The organism is Flavobacterium cucumis (assembly GCF_900148835.1).
GTDB classification, from domain to species: domain Bacteria; phylum Bacteroidota; class Bacteroidia; order Flavobacteriales; family Flavobacteriaceae; genus Flavobacterium; species Flavobacterium cucumis.
Map to the genome: position 1 here is coordinate 153,139 of NZ_FRYK01000005.1, position 23,623 is coordinate 176,761.

Here is a 23,623-nt window from a genome sequence, read left to right on the forward strand (position 1 = left end):
CTATGAATAACAAACTACTCCCTCATTATGTTGTTGCTTTTGATATCAATTCAAATGACCAACCCTTAATACTTAATTCCATTCAATTTGCTTTCAAACAACTGAAATGGAGCATTGATTCTTTTACTGAAAATAAGATTGAAGGTCATACTTCATTATCCTTAAGCTCTTGGGGAGAATCTATTGTAATTCATATAACGGAAACAAAAGTAACGTTAGAAAGTAAATGCATCGGAACGCAATTATTTGATTGGGGTAAGAATAAAAAAAACATTGAAAGTTTGTTGCAACAAATCAAACTTCATGAACAAAGAACATTTACAACTTATGTAGTAGCAGCTACTGATAAGCAACCGAGTAATTTTGATGCTGTGAATAAAGTGCGAAGTAGTTTTAAAGATTACCTGCAAATTTTTATCCCTACCAAAGACTATTTCTTTACTCCAATAGTAATTTTTCTAAATATCATTGTATTTCTATTGATGGCAATCGATGGCACAAGTATTATTGCGCCAGCAGCCGAAGATTTAATCCAATGGGGAGCAAATGAAAGATCACTTACGCTGAATGGAGAATTATGGCGTTTGTTTTCTTGTGTTTTCGTTCATATAGGCATCATACATCTCATTATGAATTTGTATGCCTTAATTTTCATAGGCAGTCTACTAGAACCCATCATTGGGAAATACCGATTCATAATAGGATACATGATTTCTGGGTTTGTTGCCAGTACGGCTAGTTTGTGGTGGAATACCTTTGCGCTGAGTGCTGGAGCGTCAGGTGCTATTTTTGGTCTGTTTGGAATTTTCTTAGCCCTTTTAACCACCAATTATTTGGATAAAGCCATTCGAAAGTCCATGTTAACTTATATCTTGATTTATATTGGATTAAACCTGATCACCGGTATGAAAGAAGGGATTGATGCAGCGGCTCATTTGGGGGGGTTGATCTCTGGATTTGCTATTGGATATGCTTTTTACTATGGCTTAATTAATAAAGAGTCAAAAGAGTTGAATTATTGGATACTGGGAGTGGTTTCTTTCTTAGGAATCAGTGGCTCCTATTTAACTCTTGAAAAAATTCCAAATCCGATTAAAAATTACAGAGCGAATGATGGACGAAAGTTAAACTATTTTGATGTTTATGACGTCAAAATGAAAGATTTTGAAGGAAATGAAATGTTAGCCCTTGAAATTAAAAATAAAGGCGATTATAATAGAGAAGAAATCCTACATTACATAGATAATCATACCCTTTATTACTGGAAGAAGAATCTTAAAATTGTGAATGAAATTGAAAAATTCAGTCTTCCTGAAGAAGTTTTGAAGAAAAATGAAATCCTGAAAAAATATGTTTTACTTCGAATTCAGCAAACCCAACTAATCAAGCAGAAAATTGAAACCAAATCTGATAAATTTAACAAAAAACTAATTGAAACGAATCAAGAAATTGAAAATATCATTCATGTTCTTGTCAACTTATAAAAATCTGTTAAAAAGGAAGCAAAAAAATCTTCCTTTTTTTTATTTCCTTATTTTTGAAACAAATCCATTGCAATGAATCGAAACTTTACTTCAGTTTTTATTTTTTTTATTACCCTATTCGCATTTGCGCAAGCACCCCAAAAATTAAATTCCGTAGAAATTTACGAGCAAGTACAAAAGCTTAATTTCCTTGGTAAAGTCTTGTATGTTGCCGCACATCCTGATGATGAAAATACCAAGCTAATCACCTATTTTTCGAATCATTACCATGCCCAAACTGCCTATTTGTCGTTAACGCGTGGAGATGGTGGCCAAAACTTAATTGGAACCGAATTACGAGAAAAATTAGGTGCTATTAGAACACAAGAACTTTTAGCTGCCAGAAAAATTGATGGTGGCGAACAATTTTTTACCCGTGCCAATGACTTCGGATTTTCTAAAGAGCCAAACGAAACTTTTGCTATTTGGAACAAAGAAGAAGTGATGGAAGATGTAATTCAGGTAATGGAAACCTTTAGACCTGATATTGTTGTTAATCGCTTTGCACACAATACACCAGGAACTACACACGGACATCATACTGCTTCTGCCCTATTGAGTTTGGAAGCTTATGATTTGATTAAGTACCAACCCAAGCGAATTTTTTTCAATACTTCTTGGTGGTTTTATGGAAGTGAGGAAGCCTTTAATGCTGCTGATAAATCCAAATTGTTAACCATCAATTCAAATGTTTACTATCCGTTAAAAGGAAAAAGCAATAACGAAATTGCCGCTTTGAGTCGCAGTCAGCACAAATGCCAAGGCTTTGGAACCATCGGAACACGCGGTGATGAAACCGAATACTTAGAATTATTAAGAGGCGATTTGCCGAGTAGTACCAACTTATTTGAAGGCATCGACACCTCATGGAACCGAGTAAAGGGCGGTTCAGAAATTGGTAAAATTTTATACGAAATTGAAAAGAATTTCAACTTTGGAAATCCTGCTGTGCACATCCCAAGTTTCCTACAAGCGTATGATTTAATTCAGAAATTAGAGGACACCCATTGGAAAGAAATCAAAACAAAACAGCTCCTTAAAATCATTGAAGCGTGTAGTGGTTTATATCTGGAAGCTGTAGCTGATACAGAAACGATTACTAAAGACAGTAAATTCAATCTTCAGTTAGAAGTCATCAATCGCAGTTCGTCCGATGTAAAATTAATATCGGTTAATGCGTTGCATATTAAAAATGAAACGCTAAATAAATCTTTAAAAAATAACGAGAAACTAAGTTTCCAATTTAAAGAGGTAGTTGTTGGAGATGCTGTTGATTATTCCAACTTGTTTTGGTTAAAAGAGCAACAAACGGAAGGAATGTATCAAGTATCGGATAAATCGATTCGAATTTTACCTGAAATTTCAACTTCATTTCCTGTAATTTTTACTCTGGAAATTGAAGGAAGAACCCTTGAATTCGTAAAGAATATTTGTTACAAATTTAACAATCCAGATGATGGTGAAACCTACGTCCCTTTTACTATTTTACCTGAATTTACGTCAACAATAGAACCAAAAGTGATGATTTTCAACGCAACACAACCGAAAGAGATTACGGTACAAGTAAAAGCGCACAAAGCAAATGCTTCTGGAACATTGACTTTAGCCATTCCGCAGGATTGGAAAATAGAACCGAAAGAAATTCCATTTACTATAGCAGGTAAAAATGAGGAGCGTAAATTTAGTTTTAAAGTTTACCCTACCAAGCCAGAAATTACAACCAAAATAGTAGCGCAAATTACCACATCTAATGAATCTGTTTTAGACAAAGAATTGGTTACCATTCAATATCCACATATTCCAAAACAAACCATTTTAGTTACGTCTGCCGCCAAGGCCGTAAAATTAGATATTGCTACAAAAGGAAAAAATATCGGTTATATTATGGGGGCTGGCGATGAAGTGGATAAAAATTTAGTACATCTAGGTTTCCAAGTTACCCATTTGAATCCGAACGACATTACTGCTGAAAATTTAAAATCGTTTGATGCCGTAATTTTAGGAATTCGCGCTTTTAATGTGGTAGACGAATTGAAATTTAAAAATAAAATTTTATTCGATTATGTGTTCCAAGGCGGAAACGTTATTGTACAATACAACACCACAAACAATCTGATTACTAAAGAAATAGCACCTTATAATTTAAAGCTTTCTAGAGACCGTGTAACCGATGAAAATGCAAAAGTTACTTTCTTGTCTCCAAATCATAAAGTGTTAAATCAACCCAATAAAATCTCAGAAAAAGATTTCACGGGTTGGGTTCAAGAACAAGGATTGTATTATCCAAACGAATGGAGTTCGGAATTTATTCCTATTTTAGCTTCCAATGACGAAGGCGAAACACCAAAAAAAGGCGGCTTATTAATAGCGAAACACGGAAAAGGAAATTACATTTACACCGGATTGAGTTTCTTTAGAGAACTTCCAGAAGGCGTAAGCGGTGCTTATCGTTTGTTAGCTAATTTGATTGCTTTAGAGTAACTAGTGAAGAGTGAAGAGTGAAGAGTGAAAAGTAAAAAGTGAAAAGTAAAAAGTGAAAAGTAAAAAGTGAAAAGTAAAAAGTGAAAAGTGAAAAGTGAAAAGTGAAACTTGAAACCTGAAACTTGAAACCTGAAACTTGAAACTTGAAACTTGAAACCTGAAACTTGAAACCTGAAACTTGAAACCTGAAACCTGAAACTTGAAACCTGAAACCTGAAACTTGAAACCTGAAACTTGAAACCTGAAACTTGAAACTTGAAACCTGAAACTTGAAACAAAAAAAAATATGGAAGAAAAACAGAAATGGAAAAAAAGTTATAGCATCGTATTGCTACTAAATGCTATTTACATTTTAGTTTTCTATTTAATAATGGAAATTTATACCTAGTATGGAAAGTTTAGATTGGATCGTTCTCTCTGCAACTTTATCTTTTATTGTGATTTATGGCATTTTAAAAACGAAAGGAAGTGCTAATGTAAAAGACTATTTATTAGACAACAACGAAACCCCTTGGTTTACAGTTGGGGTGTCTGTAATGGCAACACAAGCCAGTGCCATCACTTTTTTATCAACTCCAGGGCAAGCCTATCATGACGGAATGGGATTTGTACAATTCTATTTTGGATTGCCTTTAGCCATGATTGTAATTGCCTACACTTTCATTCCTATTTATCATAGATTAAAAGTATATACTGCATACGAATATTTAGAACAACGATTCAATATCGAAACCCGAACATTAGCGGCTATTTTGTTTTTAATTCAAAGAGGTTTAGGAACAGGAATTACCATTTATGCGCCTTCCATTATTTTATCTGCTTTATTGGGTTGGAACCTGAACCTGCTTAATATCATTATTGGTATTTTAGTAATCGTTTACACCGTAACTGGTGGAACCAAAGCCGTTAACGTTACCCAGAAACAGCAGATGTTCGTCATCATGTCGGGAATGTTTATCATTTTCTTCTACATCTTATCCAATTTGCCACACGAGGTTGATTTTTCGAACGTACTTCATATTGCAGGGGCGAATGGAAAAATGAATATTCTAGATTTCTCATACAATCCAGAAACCCGTTATACCTTTTGGAGCGGAATTACTGGGGGCTTCTTTTTAATGCTATCCTATTTTGGAACCGATCAATCGCAGGTGGGACGCTATTTGTCAGGAAAATCGGTTAAAGAAAGTCAGATGGGATTAATTATGAACGGAATTTTAAAAGTTCCGATGCAGTTTTTTATTCTTTTGACTGGGGTTTTAGTGTTTGTATTCTTTCAATTTAACAATGCGCCATTGCATTTCAACCCTACAAATGTTGAAAAAGTAAAAGCTTCAACCTACAAAGCCGATTATGAAAATCTGGAACAGAAATTGTCCCAAATTAATACGGATAAAAAAATTGTCAATCAAATTTACATTGAACAATTAAAACACAATGAATTTGATAATCCGATTCTAAAAAAGCAAATGGTGGCCCTTTCTTTAAAAGAGAAAGATCTACGAGAGGAAGCTAAAGACGTGATTAAGAAAGCAGATGGTAAAACCGAAACCAATGATAAAGATTATGTATTCTTATATTTCATTTTAAATTACCTGCCCAAGGGGCTTTTAGGATTGCTGTTAGCGGTAATTTTTAGTGCGGCTATGTCTTCTAGTGCTTCAGGATTAAACTCGCTTGGAGCAACCTCTGCAATAGATATTTATAAAAGAAACGTGAGCCATAAATCAGACAAACATTATGTGGTAGCTACGCAATACTTCACCGTGTTTTGGGGAATTGTAGCCATAGGTTTTGCATGTATCAGTTCTCTTTTTGAGAATTTGATTCAATTGGTAAATATCATAGGGTCGATTTTCTATGGAACGGTTTTAGGAATTTTCTTAATTGGATTTTATATCAACTACATTAAAGGAAAAGCCGCTTTCATTGGAGCGTGTATTAGTCAATTAACCATTTTTTACATCTTCTATTTGGATGTGGTAAGTTATTTATGGTTGAATTTTATTGGCGCTTTACTAACCATTATTTTGGCATTTTTCCTTCAGAAATTTTTTAATGAAAAATAAAAAACGGCTCTTCTACTACAAGAAGAGCCGCTTTTAAAAAATATTTGTGGTTAACTATTCTAATACGAAGGAAACCGTTACGTTAGAAATAACTTCGATTTCACCTATTGCCAATGTTTCTCTTGGCATACCACCATCACTTGCAACAGCCATTGTTTTCATCTCAGCATAAACAGGTCTAGGATAATTGGTATAGGAATTGTCTGAAATTACTAAGGCCTTCCCTACTTTTTGTCCCGCTAAAACCGAAACATAATCTTCTGCTTTTTGTTTGGCGTCTAAAATGGCATTTTTACGTGCTTGACGCTCAAGCTCTTTAATTTTGGAAGATTTAAAGTCAACTCCTTGTATCGTATTGATACCCGAATTCACCAAATCCATCATCAAACTCTCATATTTTGACAAGTCTTTCAAATGAATCGAAAGCGTCTGATTGGCCACATAAGTATATTTTTTGGTGTTGTAATCGTAATTCTTGTATAGATTCACGCGTTGCGTTTGATAATCGCTAGAAGGAATTCCTTTTTGTTTAATCAACTTCAAGACTTTATCAATGGTGACATCATTGGTTTTTTTCACTTCAGCGGCTTCTTTCCCAGAATTTTCAATGGCAACGGTAATAATAGCTTCATCGGGAATTACTTTTATTTTCCCTTCACCCGAAACACTAATTTGAGGAACTTGTTTCAACTCTTGTGCTTGTACCATGGCAGTAACTAACGTTAGTGCTAAAAATAATTTTTTCATAATAATAGATTTTAAATGTGAGATTTCAACTATTGTGCCAAAAGCTACTTTATAATTTATTTGTTTTTTGTAAGACAAATAAGATTAGGATGGGTATCAACAAAGCCACAACAGTAAGTGTTTCATTTTGAATGAGTTCAGGAAACTTAAACAATGTAATCAAATACCCTCCGATTGCGCCACCAAAATGAGCAACGTGGCCTATATTGTCGTTATTTGCCTTCATTCCATAAATGGAGAACAGCAAATAAGCAAAACCAAAAACGTATCCGGGAATAAATCCATACATGTACAAATTGGGCTCTAACAAAATGGCGCAATAAATAATTCCTGTAACTGCTCCCGAAGCTCCCACTGCTCGATACGAATAATCGTTTTTATGAAAATACAAGGTAAGGAGATTACCCGTTACCAAACTTCCAAAGTAAATATACAGGAAAAAAAGATCGTTCCCATAACTGGCAACATATGGGGCAAAAAGAAAGAGCGTAAACATATTAAAAAACAAATGTTGCATGTCGACATGTAAAAATGCCGAAGTAAGCATCCGTATTTGTTCACCAGAACGAATACTTCCTATATGAAACTCGTATTTTCTAAAAAAGAATACATCATGAAACGCTTTGTAACTTACTAAAACATTCGCAACAATAATGGCAATAACTATAAAACTCATTGGACTTTTTTTGGTAAATTTAGGGATAGTTTGGCTATTTTTTATATGAATTAAAGAAGTATATTTGTAAAAAAAAGTTTCATGCAGTTACTCGTATATGTAGTCCTCTACCCTATTTTATGGTTGATTTCTATTTTACCTTTCCGATTGTTTTATCTCTTTTCTGATTTTGTTTGTTTCTTAACGTATACAATTATTGGTTATAGAAAAAAAGTAGTGCGTCAAAATATTGCTTTAGCACTTCCTCATTTATCTGAAAAAGAACGTCTTGCAGTGGAGAAAAAATTCTACAAACACATGTGTGATATGTTTCTTGAAATGATCAAAACCATCTCCATAACACAAGAAGAAATTGAAAAGCGCTTTACGTTTAAGAACCTTGAAGTGTATAAAAACTTAGAAACAAAAAACAAAAGCATTGCCTTATTGTGTGCCCACTATGCGAGTTATGAATGGGTTGTTTCTATGAATTATTACATTGGTTTCAAAGGTTTTGGAATTTATAAAAAGTTGGCCAATCCATACTTTGACAAATTGGTAAAGCACATTCGTTCAAAATTTAAAGCCGAACTCATTACAACAAAAGAAACCATTACTACTTTAGCCGATAATGAGCGAAAAGGGATTTTGGGGGTATATGGATTTGCAAGCGATCAATCACCTAAGCCTAATGCTGCTTATCACTGGGCTAATTTCATGGGCCACTATGTTCCTGTCCACACAGGTGCCGAAATGTTAGCCAAACGCTTTGACATGAACGTAATTTTTTTGAAAACCAAAAAGATTAAACGCGGTTACTATGAAGCTAGTTTTGAAGTGTTATCGGAAGATGTTAAATCGGTTCCCAATTATGAAATTACAGATCAATTTTTAAAATTAGTGGAAGAACAAATTTTAGAAGCACCTGAATATTATTTATGGACACACAAACGATGGAAACATAAAAAAGAAACTGTTTAAAAACAGCTGATTTTATTAAGCTGCTTTATCGTAGTTAAACGATTACAGCTTGACACAGATGCTCTTAAACAGTTTCTTAAATTATAAATGGAACCAATTGTGAACCATTTCTTTGATATCACTTTTGTCCTTTTTATGAATAAATTCGTTGGTTTTTGAATTGTATTCGTAATCCATCCCCCACGCTTCATGGTTTGCAGCTAATGTTTTAATACTTTCACAAACAAACTGAATTTCGGCTGAAGTGGTTGTTGGGTGAATTGACATTCGAATCCAACCTGGCTTTTGAATAAGATCTCCAGAAGTTATTTGGCAAACCAAATTATGAGACGTTTCTTGATCTACGTGCAATAAATAATGTCCGTAAGTACCCGCACAACTGCATCCGCCACGCGTTTGAATACCAAATTTATCGTTTAACAATTTCACCCCTAAGTTGTAGTGCAAATCGTCTATATAAAAAGAAATAACTCCTAGTCGGTCTTGGTGTTGATTGGCAAGAATATGCAAGTTATCAATAGCATTTAATTCCGAAAAAATATACTCCACCAATTCGTGTTCTCTGTCCAAAATGTTTTTGACACCCATTTTTTCTTTTAACTGAATCGCTAGTGCTGTTTTGATAACTTGAAGAAAACCTGGCGTTCCTCCATCTTCCCTATCTTCAATATTATCAATGTATTTGTGTTCGCCCCATGGATTTGTCCAACTTACCGTTCCTCCACCCGGACAATCTGGAACATTGTTTTTGTATAAATTTTTATTGAAAATCAATACCCCTGAAGTACCTGGTCCTCCCAAGAACTTATGCGGAGAGAAGAAAATGGCATCCAAATACCCTTCCTCATCAGGATGCATATCAATTGCTACATACGGACCTGAGCAGGCAAAATCAACAAAACAAACCCCATTGTTTTGGTGCATAATTTTAGCCACTTCATGATAAGGCGTTCTAATTCCCGTTACATTAGAGCATGAAGTGATAGAAGCGATTTTAAAACTTCTGTCATGGTATTGTGCTACAAGTTTTTCTAGTTCTTTTGTACAAAACAACCCTTCTTCATTTGCAGGAATAACCACTACATCTGCAATTGTTTCCAACCATGAAGTTTGATTGGAATGATGCTCCATGTGAGAAATAAACACTATCGGTTTTATGGCATCTGGAATAGCCGTAAATGCCTTCAAATTTTCAGGAATACGAAGACCTAAAATTCGTTGGAATTTATTCACAACACCAGTCATACCCGTTCCGTCTGTTATTAAAATATCGTCATCGTTGGCGTTGACATGATGTTTAATTATATGTCTCGCCTCATGATATGCCATCGTCATTGCAGTACCCGAAACAGTAGTTTCTGTATGCGTATTGGCTACAAAAGGGCCAAATTGATTCATTAATTTTTCTTCAATAGGACGGTACAATCTTCCACTAGCTGTCCAGTCGGTATAAATAATTTTTTGTTCTCCAAAAGGCGAAACAAAACTTTGTTGTACTCCGATGATGTCTTTTCTGAATTGGTCAAAATAACACTCCAATTCTGTTTTCATAGTTGTTGTTGACATGTTTAGGCCTAGTTTATTTATTCTGTTATTGGTCTTTCATACAATACCGTTTCAACGGTTTCAAAATCAGTTGGTTTTCCTTCAGTAACAAAATATTTCACTAATATTTGCCCCCATAAATCGCCATTGGAAAATTCAGCAACCAACCAACGGTGGTTTAAAATTTTAGAGGTATTAACCAAAAACACTTTTCCATCAATAGGCTCATAAGGAACCAATTTATTGCCCTGTTTGTTTTCATTTAACACTAACAAATCCTCTTTCACTTTCTCAGCAACTTTCAAATAATCTAAATTGTCTTTGTAAAAATATTCTTGTGCATCTTGATCATTTTCTAATGAAAAATAGTTGGCAGTAGTTAAAGTGGCAACAGAATCTCTTGCGATTTTAAGACGATCTTTAATTTTAGTTACTTCCTTATCTTTTGCATCTAAAATCTTTGTTGAATTTACGTATTGAAAAATATTGAACAATACTGAAAAGATTAATCCATATAAAATTAGATTTTTCATTTTTTTGATTTATTGATTGTTATAATTAAACTATTATTTTCGTTTGTGATTCTAAGTCAACTTCACCTTTCTTAGTGCCAATGAATTACATTGTAATCACTAAATTATCGTGCGCTACAAACACATTTTTTGGTAATTTTTGTTGAATTTCTTCGTGAAAGCCAAAAACGTGACTGATATGTGTGAGGTAGGCTTCTTTTGGTTGCACCAAAGATATAAAATGTAATGCTTCTTCTAAATTAAAATGTGTAGCATGAGGTTCTTCTCTTAAACAATTAATAACCAATACTTTACAGTTTTTTATTTTAGCTATTTCCGCATCTTCAATTGTTTTCACATCGGTCAAATAAACAAAATCTTGAATTCTGTATCCGAAAACTTGTAGGTTGCCGTGAAGGGCATTGATCGGTACTACCGTTGTATTTTTTACCAAAAAAGCGTGCTGGTTTACCACTTCGTGGGTATGAACACTAGGCGCTCCTGGATATTTGTTTTCATTTTCGAAAATATAGTCAAATCGTTTGGCTAAATTCGTTAAAACGCGTTGGTGAGCATAAACAGGAATGGCTCCTTGTTGGAAATAAAAAGGGCGGATATCATCTAAACCAGCGGTATGATCGGCATGTTCGTGTGTAAACAACAAAGCATCAATACGCTCGCACTTTGAAGTGAGCATTTGTTGTCTGAAATCAGGACCACAATCAATAACAATAGAAGCATCCTCAGTCGTTACCCAAACAGACACCCGTAGTCTTTTATCTCTGCTGTCTGTACTGCTACAAACAGAATGTTTGCTCCCAATTACGGGTATTCCTTGTGACGTTCCTGTTCCTAAAAAATAAATTTTCAAAGCCTTACTTTTTTACAAAAATAACAATAATTAAGATATTTTCTTTCAAAATGCTTAACTTTGCAAAGCATACTGAAAATAGAAAAATTAGTTCTAAAAACATCCCATCATTAATGAAGAGTATAATAACTGACATCAAAGTACGAGGAGATAAACAAATTGAGCAAATTCCGTCAATAAAAGACAAAGCCTTACGAATAAATCTTAACGAAAACATCTATGGAACGTTTGCTGAGATTGGTGCGGGGCAAGAGACGGTTCGTCATTTTTTTAGAGCTGGTGCTTCTTCTGGAACCATTGCAAAGGCGATGTCTGCTTACGATAAAGATTTTAGTGATGCGATCTATGGTGACGAAGAAGATGGCCGTTATGTAACGGAAAGTCGATTAAAAAAAATGCTTTCACATGAGATTAACTTGGTGGAACAACGGTTAAATAGAGAAAAACATCCCAATAAACTCTTTTTTAGTTATGCCAATACGGTTGCCACGATTGACTTTGCGAAACAGTATAAAGGACATGGATGGGTAGGAATCGTATACCAAGTGGAGCCTGACGAAGATTATAATGAAATTACCCTTCATATTCGATTCAAAGAAAATGATGCTAAATTGCAACAAGAAACCCTTGGAATCTTAGGGGTTAACTTGATTTATGGTGCCTTTTACAAATACAACGATCCCAAGAAATTATTGCGCTATTTGTATGATCATTTAGACAAAGACCAATTGGAAATCGATACGATTAATTTTTCAGGACCTCGTTTTGCTAATGTAGACAACCGATTAATGAGTTTGCAATTGGTCAAAAATGGCATGACGGATGCCGTAATGTTTGGTCCAGATGGAAAAAACATCCTTCCAGCTGCTGTTTTGTACAAAAAAAATATCCTTGCATTACGAGGAAGTTTCAGACCTGTAACCAAAGTGAATATGGATATGTATGAAGCTTCATACAACATGTTCATCCAAGAGAATAAAGTTGATAAAGAAAATACATTTGTTGTATTTGAAATTACACTTTCCAATTTAAAAGCGGAAGGTGAAATTGACGAACGCGATTTTCTAGATCGTGCAGAGTTGCTTTGTAAACTGGGACAAACCGTTATGATTTCTAATTTCCAAGAATATTTTAAAGTTGTGGAATACTTCTCCAATTATTCTAAAGCTAGAATGGGATTGGCTATGGGCGTGAGTAATTTAGTAGAGATTTTTGACGAAAAGTATTACCGCCATTTGTCTGGAGGAATTTTAGAAGCCTTTGGTAAATTGTTCTATCGCGATTTAAAAGTCTACTTGTATCCTATGAAAGATGAGAATGGAACAATTATTACTTCAGAAAATCTAAAAGTACACCCAAGAATGAAAGAACTTTATAAATTCTTTAAATTCAATGGTAAGGTAGTTGATATTAAAGATGTTGATGAAAATCATTTGGACATCTTCTCAAGAAAGGTACTCAAAATGATTTGTAAAGGTGATACGGGATGGGAAACCATGTTACCAGAAGGAACTGCTGAAATCATTAAAAATGAAAAGCTCTTCTCATTTGCTTGTGAAGTAGATTTCAAAAAATAAAAAAGACAATCACTCCCCAAAAGAGTGATTCTTCTTTTAAAACACATTAGACTACATGAACATTCGTCTCTTAGCTATTGGAAAAACAGACAATAAAGCACTGCAAACCTTAATTGATGATTATACCAAGCGTTTGTCGTTTTACGTGAAATTTGATTTGGAAATTATTCCCGATATCAAAAACGTAAAGAATTTATCAGAAGCCCAACAAAAAGAGAAAGAAGGCGAATTGATTTTATCTAAAATTACGGCGACCGACCAATTGCTATTATTAGACGAAAACGGTAAAACCTTCAGTAGTGTTGGTTTCTCAGACTTTCTACAAAAAAAGATGAATGCTGGGATTAAAACCCTAGTGTTCGTTATCGGCGGCCCCTACGGCTTTAGTGAAACCGTTTACCAAAAAGCACAAGGCAAAGTTTCGTTATCCGAAATGACGTTTTCACATCAAATGGTGCGTTTGTTTGTTATTGAACAGCTTTACAGAGGCTTTACGATTTTAAGAAACGAACCGTATCATCATCAGTAAGCTGGGGAGTTGGAAGTTGGAAGTTTTTTTTAACAGCCTATGATAATGAGTTCCGTGCAAATAATTAATTATAATTCTCTAATGCAAAATATACATTAGGATTATTTAGGCTTTTTAATTTTTCAATGTATTGATTAGATTTATCAGAATTTATTTACTTTAGTACGTGTATGCATTTTCTAAGTGTAGATTCATTTTCATCGTCATATTTTCTGTAAGTTTCAGAATTAGTAGCTATTAAATATAAAACATCTGAAAAAACATCATCATTAAGATTATGTAACCAAATTAAATTGATTATTTCTTCATGTTCTTCATGCCATGTTTCAGGCAATAATCTCATAAAAAAATTAACATAATCATTATCAATTTTTTCTTTAAATGTTGAATTTAAAGCTCTTAAAAGCATTTCATTATTTTTTGCTTCAATTGCCTTATCAAACAAATTAAAAAATTTTTATTTTTTAGAAAACGAAAAGAGTTTCTTAATATTCATAATTATTTTTTTTCATTTAAAAAACTCCAAACTCCCAACTTCCTACTCCCAACTTCCTACTCCCAACTTCCTACTCCCAACTTCCTACTCCCAACTTCCTACTCCCAACTACATCCCAGCCAATTCCTTCTCATCGTACACAAACTCAATAGAAGACAATTGGATATCGGAACGCGTTGCTCTCCACGCCAATATTTTATTTTGAATGTATTGGTTATACGTGAGGCGGTTATCAAAATTCAGGTGTAAGGTGATCATTTTTCCATCAGCTGTAAAATCAGCGAACTGTTTTACAAAAGCGATGAATTTTTCACGCGGAACTTCAATTTCATCAATGGTTATTGTATTGTCTTTTTTGAAATTCACGGTAAAATTGTGATTGTTCGCAAAATGTTGGGCATTTTTCTTGATAAAAGATTTGGAAAAGTGCTTCCCATATTTGAATTGGACATCAGTAAATGGGAAAAAAGCTAGATTTTTAGCAATGCTATCCGAATAGGTAAAAACATTCATCATTCCCGCTTTGGCATGGGAACTGCCTTTCTTTTTTTCTTGCAGCATCATAACTTCGGGAATCACTAATTTTAATGGCAAACGCTTATCTATATTGAAAACCCAATTGGTAGAAGCGATGGAATTCTTGCGGTTTACTTCAACAATAGTGTCCAATTGTTCTTTGTTCGCTGAGTTTTCTTCCGTTCTGAAAAACATGTAGATCGGAGAATGATCGGTTATTTCTTTCATTACCGAAATAGTTTCCTGGGGTAACAATACTTCTTCTTTATTACATGAAAACAAACCTATCAAGGCCACTAAAGCAACTATTTTTTTCATTCTTTATTTCAATTTACTTACTAATTTAATACATTCCACGGCTTCTTTTACATCATGCACTCGGAGAATTTTAGCCCCTTTTTGTAACGCAATCGTATTTAACACCGAAGTTCCGTTCAACGCTTCTTGAGGCGAACTTTCCAAGACTTTATAAATCATTGATTTTCTAGAAATTCCAGCTAATATTGGCAATTCTAGCATCGAAAACAACTCCATTTTATGCAATACTTCGTAATTCTGTTCCAACGTCTTAGCAAAACCAAATCCGGGATCGATAATAATATCAGAAATGCCAAAGCTTCTTGCCTTTTGAATGCGCTCTGAAAAATAAAAAATCATTTCTTTCACAACATCTTCATAGTCCGTCAAACTTTGCATTGTTTGGGGGGTCCCTCGCATGTGCATCATGATGTAGGGCACTTTCAATTCGGCTACCGTTTCCAACATCTTTTCGTCTAGCAAACCAGCCGCAATATCATTTACTATCGCTACCCCATTTTCAACAGCTGCTTTCGCAACGTTAGCTCGAAAGGTGTCCACCGATAGCATACAATTGGGAAATGTTGCTACCAAAGATTTGATTATCGGAACCAATCGTTTGATTTCTTCTTCCTCTGAGACAAATTCGGCACTGGGTTTACTTGAATAGGCTCCAATATCAATAAAACTGGCACCTTGTGAAAGCATTTTATCTACTTGATGAATAATCGAATTGATTTCTTTGTGTTTACCTCCATCGTAAAAGGAATTGGGCGTCACATTCAAAATCCCCATAACTTTTGGAGTAGACAAATCGATTACATTTCCGTTGCAATTAATCATAAGTGTTCCGTGTTCAGTTTTAAGTGTTCAGAGAATAAAAAACATCAAAATCTTTGTTCAGAAACTGTATTCTTTGTTCTTATTTTTTTACTTTTGAAAAATTTCACACAAATATACACCAAATAATGTCGAATACTTCTCAAGAATATGATAAAGTTATAGCGGTTTGTCGCGATTTGTTTTCTAAAAAAGCGCACGATTATGGTACCGCATGGCGGGTTTTGCGTTTGCCTTCTTTAACCGATCAAATTTTTATTAAAGCGCAACGAATTCGCAGTTTACAAGAAAACGAAGTACGTAAGGTAGACGAAGGTGAAGCATCAGAATTCATCGGAATTATCAATTACTGCGCTATGGCTTTGATTCAAATGGAAAAAGGAGTTGCCAATCAACCTGATATGTCGGCTGATGAAGCGGTACAATTATACGATGAAAAAATCGCGGAAACGAAAACCTTAATGGAGAACAAAAACCATGATTATGGCGAGGCTTGGCGCGATATGCGCATCAGTTCGTTAACCGACTTGATCATTCAAAAATTATTGCGTGTGAAACAAATTGAAGACAACAAGGGTAAAACATTGGTTTCAGAGGGGATAGATGCCAATTATCAAGACATGATTAATTATTCCGTTTTCGCCTTGATTTTAATGGAAAATAAATAACAAGTCGTTAACACATTACCTTTTTTGGAAATTGTATTTTAGCATTTCTGTATTGTTCTGACACAGAATGGCACAGCGATTTTTTGAATTAGTTTGTTTTTTTGAGATACACCAAGAAGTTTAAATTTAACTTCTCATGATCAAAATCTCCATAAAAAGATTTTAAAAATTATTTCAATTTCTCCGATCTGTGTTCCGAAAAACTTTATAATTTGTAATTTGTTTCGAGTAATTTAAAAACTATGAAAAAAGAAAACTTAAGTTGGATTTTACGCCTAATCATTTCCGCCCTATTTATCCTTTCGGCTGTGGCCAAATTGTATCCATCGCCTTATTTTGCCATTTCTACTTTTGAAGTAAAACAATTGTATCCATTAGGATTTTCTGAAAGTATTGCTCCTTATTTTTCTAGAATTTTAATCGGAATTGAATTTGCCTTAGGCCTTGCTATTTTATTAAAAGACTACCTAAAAAGAATCACGATTCCAGCTACAATTTTATTATTGGCTGTGTTTACCATTCATTTGACCTATACTACTTTTATGAGTGGGAATGCCGGAAATTGCGGTTGTTTTGGCGAATTAATCCCAATGACACCTGTGGAAGCCATTATCAAAAACATCATTGCGATAGGATTATTAATTTGGTTGTTCCGATTACTTCCTGCTGATGGTAAATCCAACTTTTGGTTGTTGCTATCGGTTGCTTTAGGCTGCGTTTTAGCCCTTTTTATGCTAGCGCCTATGAAAGCTTCTACCACAACGATTGATAACTCCTCTTTTGTTGATGAGCAAAATATTGGCACTGTAATCGATACTACCCTTTCTACGGTGCTACCAACAATTGAAAAAGCAATTGATTCTGTGAATAAAGAGAAAGAGGAAATAAAAGAAAAAGTAGCCGTAAAAGCAGATGAACCCAATCCAAAAAAATCAGGCTTTGCTAACTTTTTTCCTAACATAGATCAAGGTAAAAAGATACTGTGCTTTTTTGCAGCGGGATGTGAACACTGCCAAGAAACAGCAAAAAAACTGACCGAAATGAAACAAAAAGACAAATTATTTCCTGATGTTTCTATTATTTTTATGGATGAAGAGGTGGATAAAATTCCCAACTTCTTTACCCTAGCCGGTAAAAAATACCCTTACCAAATTGTGGATGTCATTGGTTTTTGGAATTTAATTGGCACTACCCGAGATACGCCTGGTGTAAAATATTTATGGAATGGAAATGAAATCAAGTTCTATGACGGCATCAATGAAAATGAGTTTAACGCAACCGAATTGCAATCGATTATAAAAAAGAAGTATTCCGAATTAAATAAATAAGCTATGAAAAAACTAATCATTTTTACCACTTTATTAATAAGCACTTTAGGATGTGCTCAAAAAGAAGAAACCGCCTTCAAAAAAGAAGGTTTAGACAACGTAATGGTTACTACTGAAAATACGCCCATTACTTTTGCTGAAATTCTAAAAAAATACGAAGGAAAAACAATTGTTATTGATGTATGGGCTTCCTGGTGTTCGGATTGTATTAAAGGAATGCCAAAAGTGAAATCCTTACAAGAGAAATACCCTGATGCTACTTACCTATTCATATCAATGGACAAAACCTATGACGCTTGGTTAAAAGGAATTGAAAAATATGACGTTAAAGGCGAACATTATTTAACATCGGACGGCATGAAAGGTGTCTTTGGAAAATCAATAAATTTGGATTGGATTCCTAGATATATGGTCGTTGACAAAACCGGTAAAATTGCCCTTTACAAAGTGATTGAAGCGGATGATCAAAAATTATTCAACACCCTAGATAAATTGAAATAATGAGAAAAACTATTGTTGCCGGAAACTGGAAAATGCACAAAACTCAAAAAGAAACGGTTGCATTATTAGAAGAAATTAGTAGTAAAAAACCCAATACCGCTACCGAAATTATTGTAGCACCCACTTTTGTAAACCTATCTAAAGCGGTAGAAGTCACAAAAGGAAAAGGCATTACTGTAGCCGCACAAAACATGCATCAAGCTGAAGGTGGCGCTTTTACAGGGGAAATTGCGGCTTCTATGTTGACGGATATCGGCGTAAACACCGTAATCTTAGGTCACAGCGAAAGACGTGCTTATTTTCACGAAACCGATGCTTTGTTAGCCAATAAAGTGAATACGGCCTTAAAACACGAAATGCGCGTGATTTTCTGCTTTGGGGAAGAGTTAAAAGACCGTCAACAAAACAATCATTTTAATATCGTAGAATACCAATTGCGCGATGGATTGTTTCATTTAGAGAAAAAAGATTGGGCCCATATTGTATTGGCATACGAACCAGTTTGGGCCATTGGAACCGGTGAAACAGCCTCGCCAGAACAAGCACAAGAGATGCACCAGTTTATCCGAAGCTTGGTTGAAAAAGTATACGGATTTGAAATTGCTGATAACCTAACCATTTTATATGGGGGAAGTGTTAAACCAGACAATGCTAAAGAAATCTTCTCGAAACCAGATGTAGATGGTGGTTTAATAGGTGGCGCTGCCTTAAAAGCGGATGATTTTTTAGCAATCGTAAATGGTTTTTAATGTTCAGCCGAACTCTTATTGTAAACCTCTTACTATTCCATTAATATAAAACTTCTTTAGGAGTTTAATCGAAAATCAAGGATTAAGCTCTTAAAGAAGTTCTTTTTTTTATCATAGCTTATGCATTCTGATTATCTTGTTGACCAAAATTTTACTGATATCACTTTTTTAGAGCACGATATCAAATACAAAGAATACGAAAATTGCACCTTTACAAATTGTGATTTTAGAGCATGTTCGTTTGTAGCCGTTACTTTTATCGATTGCAATTTCTTGGATTGTAATTTTAAAGGATCGAAAATCAATCATGTGTCGCTACGTGATGTTTGGTTTACGAAATGCGATTTTACTTCGGTAAATTTTGCGATGACAGATCAAATTTTATATGAATTTCACTTCAAAGATAGTTTGTTGGATTACGCCCAATTTTACAGTCTAAAACTGAAGAAAATGCAGTTTATCAATTGTAGTATGATTGCGGTTGATTTTATGGAAAGCGATTTAACGGAAGCGCTATTCGACAACTGTAATTTACGTCACGCTGTTTTCATGGGAACCACCGCTAATAAAACCGATTTTTCTACCAGTTATGATTTTATCATCGACCCAGAGAAGAATAAATTGAAGCGTGCTGTTTTTTCTACTGAAAATCTTTCGGGATTGTTGAAGAAATATGATTTGGTGATTAAATAAGCGTTGCACTTAATTAGCACGCGGATGAAACGGATCTTCAAGTGCAGATTTTACGGATTTTTTAAACACATAAAATTTACTTTGTCTAAACTTTAGGCCTTGCACTATCCATAGTTCACAGAGCAATTAAAAAAACTATGTGACTATGTGTTTTTTAAATAAAAAGTCTGAAAACTTATTCTTACATTTGAGTAACATAAAATCAAACATTATGGAAACTCGAAACTATTCAAAAGTATATAGAATATTGCATTGGCTAATAGCGATCTCCTTTATCTTATTATTCGTCACCATTTTTCTTCGCAAAACTTGGATGGAGAAAAATCATGTAGCTGCAATTATCCAAGCGTTTTTAGCAGATAAAGGTTATCCGGCTTTACCAGAAGTTGACGCCATTTTGTTAGCTAAAAAAATCAGAAAACCAATGTGGGATTGGCATATTTATTTGGGCTATGTTTTGACTGGTTTGTATTGTATTCGTTTGGCCGTTCCGTTTTTTGGCGAAATGAAGTTCTCCTCCCCTTTCAAAGCGGGATTGGATACAAAAACTAAATTTCAATACTGGGTGTATTTGGTGTTTTATGCTTGTACCGCGGTTTCTTTAATCACAGGGTTGATTATTGAATTTGGTCCGAAAGACTACAAAAAACCTATGGAAGAAATTCACGAGCTTTCGTTGTATTATTTATTAGGATTCATGATTTTACACTTTGGCGGTGTTTTAATTGCCGAATTAACTTCCAACAAAGGATTGGTTTCTAGAATAATTAGCGGTAGTAGGAAAGAATAACAAGACATTGATCTAATTTTAATCCTAAAAGTAAACTTCTTGTCATTCTGAACTCGTTTCAGAATCTAAAAAGCAATAATAATAAGCTACAGAGAAGCCGAAATAAATTCAGCTTGACAAGACCAAGACTTTTAGGATTCTTTTTTTATGCTCTAATCTCAACCACAATAACACTTTTCAAGTATTTATCAAAAAATATTAAATTTTTATTGTTTTTCAATAAATTTTTATTGACATTTGTAATGTAATTTTAAAATTCATACTTATGTCAAAAACAGACAACTTCGTATTTTGGGGCTTATATAGTGTAGCTTGGCTTATTTTTGTTGGCTTGTCTATTGAAGCTGGAGGCCTACTAGTTAATTTCTTTTTTAGTCTCTATAATCCTGAATTTATTCAGAATCTGTATCAAAAGTTAGATTTAATTGACATGTATCAAAATAGTAAATTAGCATTTTTTGGAATTTATAGTTTCATTTTAATTATTGCTGTTTTAAAAGCAGGTCTCTTTTACGCAGTCATTAAACTAATGCACAAAATGGATTTATCAAAACCCTTCAACACTTTTGTTGCCAAACAAATTTTACAGATAAGTTATTATACACTTTCGATAGGTTTTTTAAGTTACATAGCCCGACAAATCGTTAAAAGTTTACATCATCATGGTTTTGTCCCTAACAACTTGAACCAATTTTGGGCAGACAGTCAAGCGTTTATTTTAATGGGAGGTGTTGTCTATATTATTGCCATTATCTTTAAAAAAGGAATAGCGCTACAAACTGAAAACGACTTAACCGTATAACACATGGCAATAGTAGTAAACTTAGATGTGATGATGGCGAAGCGCAAAATGTCGCTCAACGAACTTTCAGAAAAGGTGGATATTACGTTGGCCAATTTGTCTATTTTAAAAACCGGAAAAGCAAGAGCTGTACGTTTTAGTACACTGGAAGCCATTTGCAAAGTATTGGAATGCCAACCTGGTGATATTTTAGAATATGTAGCTGACTAACGTTTGGATTTTTTTATTCGTATACCATTTCAATTGCTTTTACCTATCTTTGCCCCTTCATTTGAAACTGTGTTTAAAAGGTTGTTGTAAACCCATTGATACCGATTCAGAATACTAAAAACAACCATTTATGACAGTACAAATTTGCTCGTGTGAAGGCTTGGATCCCAAGTGTAAAAAATGTTTTGGCAGCGGCTATACCAATACCCAATTTCCTGAAAAGATTGTAAAAGCAGCTCCTAAAAAAGAACCCATAAAGCAAAAATCCTTTCTACCTGATACTTTTAGTTCGTTATCCCGAAAAGAAATTGAAAATATCGTTCCGAAAATTATCGATACGTTAGATTTAAAATCGAAAAAGCAAATGCAGCTACTACATGCTATTCCATTTAACACCACCACTTTTAGGAGAGATCATCAAGATAAATTTGAGCTGTTAGGAAAAATTGAAAATGAAAAACAAGTGTTACGAAATGATCTGGATGCCATTGCTGCTGCATTGACTACATCAAAATATGCTATAACATTCCAATATGGTCACTTTTTGTCTGACAAAGTGCTGGATGCAACCTCTAATAGGGAATTAAAAACATTACTTAGAGCCTATAAAAAGTTAAAATAAATCTTATCGTTACATACGATAAAGTGGAAAAGACTGATAGGCAGCAAGTAACGATTTGATGCTCATACCAGTCGTTTTTTACGACTAAAGATTTGTCATTAAATTTTGAAAATCGAAAGAATATTCGTAACTTTAAGTATTATTAATTACTAAACTTAGAAACTATGTTAGTTCAAATTCACACCGACAAAAACATCGAAGGCGGAAGCCGTTTTTCAGAATTTTTTAGCAACGAAATTAAAAATGAATTAGCACGATTTGATGAAATCGTAACCCGAATAGAAGTGCATGTTTCTGATGAAAATGGAAACAAGACTACTCCAAACGATAAAAAATGTGTCATTGAAGCCCGTGTAGAAAAAAAACAGCCCATAGCCGTTACCGCAACATCTGATAGTCCAGAGAAAGCTTTTTATGAAGCGTTAGAAAAAATCCAACGTGTTTTAGACAGTACTTTAGATAAGATCAAAGAACATTAAAAATGAGGCATCCCGAGTTTAGGCTCGGGATTTTTTTGTTTATAAGTTATTGCAGACTAATATAGAGTTAGTTAATTTGTAATAATTTTTATATATTTACAATTGAAATAATGTATGATGTTTATCATACATAGCTACCTATAAATAGAGAGATATGTATGACGCAGTCATACATATAAACAAGTTAGCGGTCATTGTAACACAAAACTGCATAAACACAAATCAATTAAAAAATGAATATTAAAAAACTTCTTTATTTTCTTCTGATTTTATCATTCTACAGTTGTAATGCACAAAAAAATGCAAATGATGAAACTTGGAAAAAAATTGTAACAGAAACAAAAACTATAAACAATATAACTTACATATTCCCATCTGAAGTTGAAATTCAACGAAGAAATCTAGCAATTGAAGAATGTCAAAAAGCAATTGAAGAAAATTTAAAACTAATTGAGGAAAAAGAATTCAATAATATAATGGATATTGATTTTTTAAAATCAAGAAAAGAAATGTTAAAATATGGAGGAATGGCCGCTCAAGGTTTAGCTTATCCAGACAGAAATGTATTCTTCACTCTACTTAAAGATAAAGGTTCTCCAATAAAACACGAGATGATGCATATGATAACAATGTATAAATGGGGAACACCAGATAGTTCATTAACTTGGATGAATGAAGGTTTAGCAACTTATTCTGGCGGAATTTGCTTTGAATATTCTTTAGAAGAAATCTATAAATATTTTATTCAAAGCAATAAATTGATTTCTATCGATAAACTATCCGAAGATTTTTATGCTAATCCTGACATGATAGCTTATACTCAAAGTGCCTTCATTTGTAAATTTCTAATTGATAACTATGGAATGTCTAAATTTAAAGAACTTTGGAAAAGTGGATATGAAAAACTAAACGAAATCTATGGTTTTGACTCAAAAACTTTAGAAAATACTTTAAGGGATTATATAATTAAAAAATATCCAAAAGACATAAAATTTGATTGGGAGGAATTTAATAAAGGGTGTTAAAAACAACGAACCGCTAACAACGGTAACTGTTGCACAACTACCATTTTTTAAAATATCCCGAAGGATCGGGACAAAAAATATAAAATTCCGACCTCGTTTAAGTACTTTTAAGCGAGG

25 protein-coding genes are annotated in these 23,623 nt (G+C 33.9%); 17 read left to right on the top strand and 8 right to left on the bottom strand.

Annotation, left to right across the window (positions count from 1 at the left end):
* Nucleotides 1–2 precede the first annotated feature (2 nt).
* The 3 genes from BUE95_RS12060 (at nucleotide 3) to BUE95_RS12075 (ending at nucleotide 6,073) form a co-directional block, all read left to right on the top strand.
* A complete protein-coding gene (locus BUE95_RS12060) occupies nucleotides 3–1,484 on the top strand; it encodes a rhomboid family intramembrane serine protease (RefSeq protein WP_073584856.1) in 1,482 nt (493 codons plus the stop codon).
* A gap of 72 nt (nucleotides 1,485–1,556) precedes the next feature.
* Nucleotides 1,557–4,004: a PIG-L family deacetylase gene (locus tag BUE95_RS12065; RefSeq protein WP_073584858.1), complete on the top strand. Its 2,448-nt coding sequence runs from the start codon at nucleotides 1,557–1,559 to the stop codon at nucleotides 4,002–4,004.
* 389 nt (nucleotides 4,005–4,393) lie between these two features.
* Complete coding sequence (locus BUE95_RS12075) at nucleotides 4,394–6,073, top strand: sodium:solute symporter family protein (protein WP_073584860.1); 1,680 nt, start codon at nucleotides 4,394–4,396, stop codon at nucleotides 6,071–6,073.
* Between the two features lie 54 nt (nucleotides 6,074–6,127).
* On the opposite strand, the gene BUE95_RS12080 is transcribed toward BUE95_RS12075, so the two are convergent.
* Both BUE95_RS12080 and BUE95_RS12085 read right to left on the bottom strand, forming a co-directional pair.
* Entirely contained in the window at nucleotides 6,128–6,820 is a 693-nt protein-coding gene (locus BUE95_RS12080; RefSeq protein ID WP_073584918.1) for an SIMPL domain-containing protein, read from the bottom strand.
* 49 nt (nucleotides 6,821–6,869) lie between these two features.
* Nucleotides 6,870–7,496: a rhomboid family intramembrane serine protease gene (locus BUE95_RS12085; protein ID WP_073584862.1), complete on the bottom strand. Its 627-nt coding sequence runs from the start codon at nucleotides 7,494–7,496 to the stop codon at nucleotides 6,870–6,872.
* 81 nt (nucleotides 7,497–7,577) lie between these two features.
* Here BUE95_RS12085 and BUE95_RS12090 point away from each other — a divergent pair, with 81 nt between their 5' ends.
* Nucleotides 7,578–8,456, top strand: coding sequence for a lysophospholipid acyltransferase family protein (locus BUE95_RS12090; protein WP_073584864.1), 879 nt, complete (start codon nucleotides 7,578–7,580; stop codon nucleotides 8,454–8,456).
* An 81-nt stretch (nucleotides 8,457–8,537) separates the two neighbouring features.
* On the opposite strand, the gene BUE95_RS12095 is transcribed toward BUE95_RS12090, so the two are convergent.
* The 3 genes from BUE95_RS12095 to BUE95_RS12105 form a co-directional block, all read right to left on the bottom strand.
* Nucleotides 8,538–10,022: an aminotransferase class V-fold PLP-dependent enzyme gene (locus BUE95_RS12095; RefSeq protein WP_073584866.1), complete on the bottom strand. Its 1,485-nt coding sequence runs from the start codon at nucleotides 10,020–10,022 to the stop codon at nucleotides 8,538–8,540.
* A 17-nt stretch (nucleotides 10,023–10,039) separates the two neighbouring features.
* Entirely contained in the window at nucleotides 10,040–10,534 is a 495-nt protein-coding gene (locus BUE95_RS12100; RefSeq protein ID WP_073584868.1) for a hypothetical protein, read from the bottom strand.
* 85 nt (nucleotides 10,535–10,619) lie between these two features.
* Entirely contained in the window at nucleotides 10,620–11,384 is a 765-nt protein-coding gene (locus BUE95_RS12105) for an MBL fold metallo-hydrolase (RefSeq protein ID WP_073584870.1), read from the bottom strand.
* Nucleotides 11,385–11,506: 122 nt separating this feature from the next.
* Between BUE95_RS12105 and BUE95_RS12110 the strand changes: the two genes are divergently transcribed.
* Nucleotides 11,507–12,961 (top strand): nicotinate-nucleotide adenylyltransferase, encoded by a 1,455-nt coding sequence (locus tag BUE95_RS12110; RefSeq protein WP_073584920.1) that lies wholly within the window; start codon nucleotides 11,507–11,509, stop codon nucleotides 12,959–12,961.
* A gap of 55 nt (nucleotides 12,962–13,016) precedes the next feature.
* A complete protein-coding gene (gene rlmH, locus BUE95_RS12115) occupies nucleotides 13,017–13,490 on the top strand; it encodes a 23S rRNA (pseudouridine(1915)-N(3))-methyltransferase RlmH (RefSeq protein ID WP_073584872.1) in 474 nt (157 codons plus the stop codon).
* Between the two features lie 154 nt (nucleotides 13,491–13,644).
* On the opposite strand, the gene BUE95_RS12120 is transcribed toward rlmH, so the two are convergent.
* From BUE95_RS12120 to folP, 3 genes are all read right to left on the bottom strand, one after another.
* Nucleotides 13,645–13,935, bottom strand: coding sequence for a hypothetical protein (locus tag BUE95_RS12120; protein ID WP_073584874.1), 291 nt, complete (start codon nucleotides 13,933–13,935; stop codon nucleotides 13,645–13,647).
* Between the two features lie 159 nt (nucleotides 13,936–14,094).
* Nucleotides 14,095–14,820: a hypothetical protein gene (locus BUE95_RS12125; protein WP_073584876.1), complete on the bottom strand. Its 726-nt coding sequence runs from the start codon at nucleotides 14,818–14,820 to the stop codon at nucleotides 14,095–14,097.
* Nucleotides 14,821–14,823: 3 nt separating this feature from the next.
* A complete protein-coding gene (gene folP, locus BUE95_RS12130; RefSeq protein WP_073584878.1) occupies nucleotides 14,824–15,642 on the bottom strand; it encodes a dihydropteroate synthase in 819 nt (272 codons plus the stop codon).
* A gap of 125 nt (nucleotides 15,643–15,767) precedes the next feature.
* Here folP and BUE95_RS12135 point away from each other — a divergent pair, with 125 nt between their 5' ends.
* From BUE95_RS12135 to BUE95_RS12185, 11 genes are all read left to right on the top strand, one after another.
* Nucleotides 15,768–16,307: a DUF1599 domain-containing protein gene (locus tag BUE95_RS12135; RefSeq protein ID WP_073584880.1), complete on the top strand. Its 540-nt coding sequence runs from the start codon at nucleotides 15,768–15,770 to the stop codon at nucleotides 16,305–16,307.
* Between the two features lie 242 nt (nucleotides 16,308–16,549).
* Entirely contained in the window at nucleotides 16,550–17,635 is a 1,086-nt protein-coding gene (locus BUE95_RS12140) for a TlpA family protein disulfide reductase (RefSeq protein ID WP_073584882.1), read from the top strand.
* A 3-nt stretch (nucleotides 17,636–17,638) separates the two neighbouring features.
* Nucleotides 17,639–18,136 (top strand): TlpA family protein disulfide reductase, encoded by a 498-nt coding sequence (locus BUE95_RS12145; protein ID WP_073584884.1) that lies wholly within the window; start codon nucleotides 17,639–17,641, stop codon nucleotides 18,134–18,136.
* Nucleotides 18,136–18,885 (top strand): triose-phosphate isomerase, encoded by a 750-nt coding sequence (gene tpiA / locus BUE95_RS12150; protein WP_073584886.1) that lies wholly within the window; start codon nucleotides 18,136–18,138, stop codon nucleotides 18,883–18,885. Before BUE95_RS12145 ends, tpiA begins: the two co-directional genes overlap by 1 nt.
* Before the next feature lie 120 nt (nucleotides 18,886–19,005).
* On the top strand, nucleotides 19,006–19,578 hold the full coding sequence (locus BUE95_RS12155) for a pentapeptide repeat-containing protein (protein ID WP_073584888.1): 573 nt from the start codon (nucleotides 19,006–19,008) through the stop codon (nucleotides 19,576–19,578).
* 211 nt (nucleotides 19,579–19,789) lie between these two features.
* Nucleotides 19,790–20,368, top strand: a complete 579-nt coding sequence (locus tag BUE95_RS12160; protein WP_073584890.1) for a cytochrome b/b6 domain-containing protein — start codon at nucleotides 19,790–19,792, stop codon at nucleotides 20,366–20,368.
* A 265-nt stretch (nucleotides 20,369–20,633) separates the two neighbouring features.
* Nucleotides 20,634–21,170: a DUF2975 domain-containing protein gene (locus tag BUE95_RS12165; protein ID WP_073584892.1), complete on the top strand. Its 537-nt coding sequence runs from the start codon at nucleotides 20,634–20,636 to the stop codon at nucleotides 21,168–21,170.
* Nucleotides 21,171–21,173: 3 nt separating this feature from the next.
* Nucleotides 21,174–21,380 carry a helix-turn-helix domain-containing protein gene (locus tag BUE95_RS12170; RefSeq protein WP_073584894.1) on the top strand — a complete coding sequence of 69 codons (207 nt, stop codon included), beginning with the start codon at nucleotides 21,174–21,176 and terminating at the stop codon, nucleotides 21,378–21,380.
* Nucleotides 21,381–21,510: 130 nt separating this feature from the next.
* Complete coding sequence (locus tag BUE95_RS12175; RefSeq protein WP_073584896.1) at nucleotides 21,511–22,002, top strand: hypothetical protein; 492 nt, start codon at nucleotides 21,511–21,513, stop codon at nucleotides 22,000–22,002.
* A 164-nt stretch (nucleotides 22,003–22,166) separates the two neighbouring features.
* The gene (locus BUE95_RS12180) at nucleotides 22,167–22,481 is read left to right on the top strand and encodes an HPF/RaiA family ribosome-associated protein (RefSeq protein ID WP_073584898.1); all 315 of its coding nucleotides are present in this window, start codon (nucleotides 22,167–22,169) and stop codon (nucleotides 22,479–22,481) included.
* Nucleotides 22,482–22,714: 233 nt separating this feature from the next.
* Nucleotides 22,715–23,506, top strand: coding sequence for a peptidase MA family metallohydrolase (locus BUE95_RS12185; protein ID WP_073584900.1), 792 nt, complete (start codon nucleotides 22,715–22,717; stop codon nucleotides 23,504–23,506).
* Nucleotides 23,507–23,623: the final 117 nt, after the last annotated feature.

Coding starts and splice junctions, on each gene's coding strand:
- BUE95_RS12060 (WP_073584856.1), top strand. CDS start 3: ATGAATAACAAACTACTCCCTCATTATGTTGTTGCTTTTGATATCAAT.
- BUE95_RS12065 (WP_073584858.1), top strand. CDS start 1,557: ATGAATCGAAACTTTACTTCAGTTTTTATTTTTTTTATTACCCTATTC.
- BUE95_RS12075 (WP_073584860.1), top strand. CDS start 4,394: ATGGAAAGTTTAGATTGGATCGTTCTCTCTGCAACTTTATCTTTTATT.
- BUE95_RS12080 (WP_073584918.1), bottom strand. CDS start 6,820: ATGAAAAAATTATTTTTAGCACTAACGTTAGTTACTGCCATGGTACAA.
- BUE95_RS12085 (WP_073584862.1), bottom strand. CDS start 7,496: ATGAGTTTTATAGTTATTGCCATTATTGTTGCGAATGTTTTAGTAAGT.
- BUE95_RS12090 (WP_073584864.1), top strand. CDS start 7,578: ATGCAGTTACTCGTATATGTAGTCCTCTACCCTATTTTATGGTTGATT.
- BUE95_RS12095 (WP_073584866.1), bottom strand. CDS start 10,022: ATGTCAACAACAACTATGAAAACAGAATTGGAGTGTTATTTTGACCAA.
- BUE95_RS12100 (WP_073584868.1), bottom strand. CDS start 10,534: ATGAAAAATCTAATTTTATATGGATTAATCTTTTCAGTATTGTTCAAT.
- rlmH (WP_073584872.1), top strand. CDS start 13,017: ATGAACATTCGTCTCTTAGCTATTGGAAAAACAGACAATAAAGCACTG.
- BUE95_RS12125 (WP_073584876.1), bottom strand. CDS start 14,820: ATGAAAAAAATAGTTGCTTTAGTGGCCTTGATAGGTTTGTTTTCATGT.
- folP (WP_073584878.1), bottom strand. CDS start 15,642: ATGATTAATTGCAACGGAAATGTAATCGATTTGTCTACTCCAAAAGTT.
- BUE95_RS12135 (WP_073584880.1), top strand. CDS start 15,768: ATGTCGAATACTTCTCAAGAATATGATAAAGTTATAGCGGTTTGTCGC.
- BUE95_RS12140 (WP_073584882.1), top strand. CDS start 16,550: ATGAAAAAAGAAAACTTAAGTTGGATTTTACGCCTAATCATTTCCGCC.
- BUE95_RS12145 (WP_073584884.1), top strand. CDS start 17,639: ATGAAAAAACTAATCATTTTTACCACTTTATTAATAAGCACTTTAGGA.
- tpiA (WP_073584886.1), top strand. CDS start 18,136: ATGAGAAAAACTATTGTTGCCGGAAACTGGAAAATGCACAAAACTCAA.
- BUE95_RS12155 (WP_073584888.1), top strand. CDS start 19,006: ATGCATTCTGATTATCTTGTTGACCAAAATTTTACTGATATCACTTTT.
- BUE95_RS12160 (WP_073584890.1), top strand. CDS start 19,790: ATGGAAACTCGAAACTATTCAAAAGTATATAGAATATTGCATTGGCTA.
- BUE95_RS12165 (WP_073584892.1), top strand. CDS start 20,634: ATGTCAAAAACAGACAACTTCGTATTTTGGGGCTTATATAGTGTAGCT.
- BUE95_RS12170 (WP_073584894.1), top strand. CDS start 21,174: ATGGCAATAGTAGTAAACTTAGATGTGATGATGGCGAAGCGCAAAATG.
- BUE95_RS12175 (WP_073584896.1), top strand. CDS start 21,511: ATGACAGTACAAATTTGCTCGTGTGAAGGCTTGGATCCCAAGTGTAAA.
- BUE95_RS12180 (WP_073584898.1), top strand. CDS start 22,167: ATGTTAGTTCAAATTCACACCGACAAAAACATCGAAGGCGGAAGCCGT.
- BUE95_RS12185 (WP_073584900.1), top strand. CDS start 22,715: ATGAATATTAAAAAACTTCTTTATTTTCTTCTGATTTTATCATTCTAC.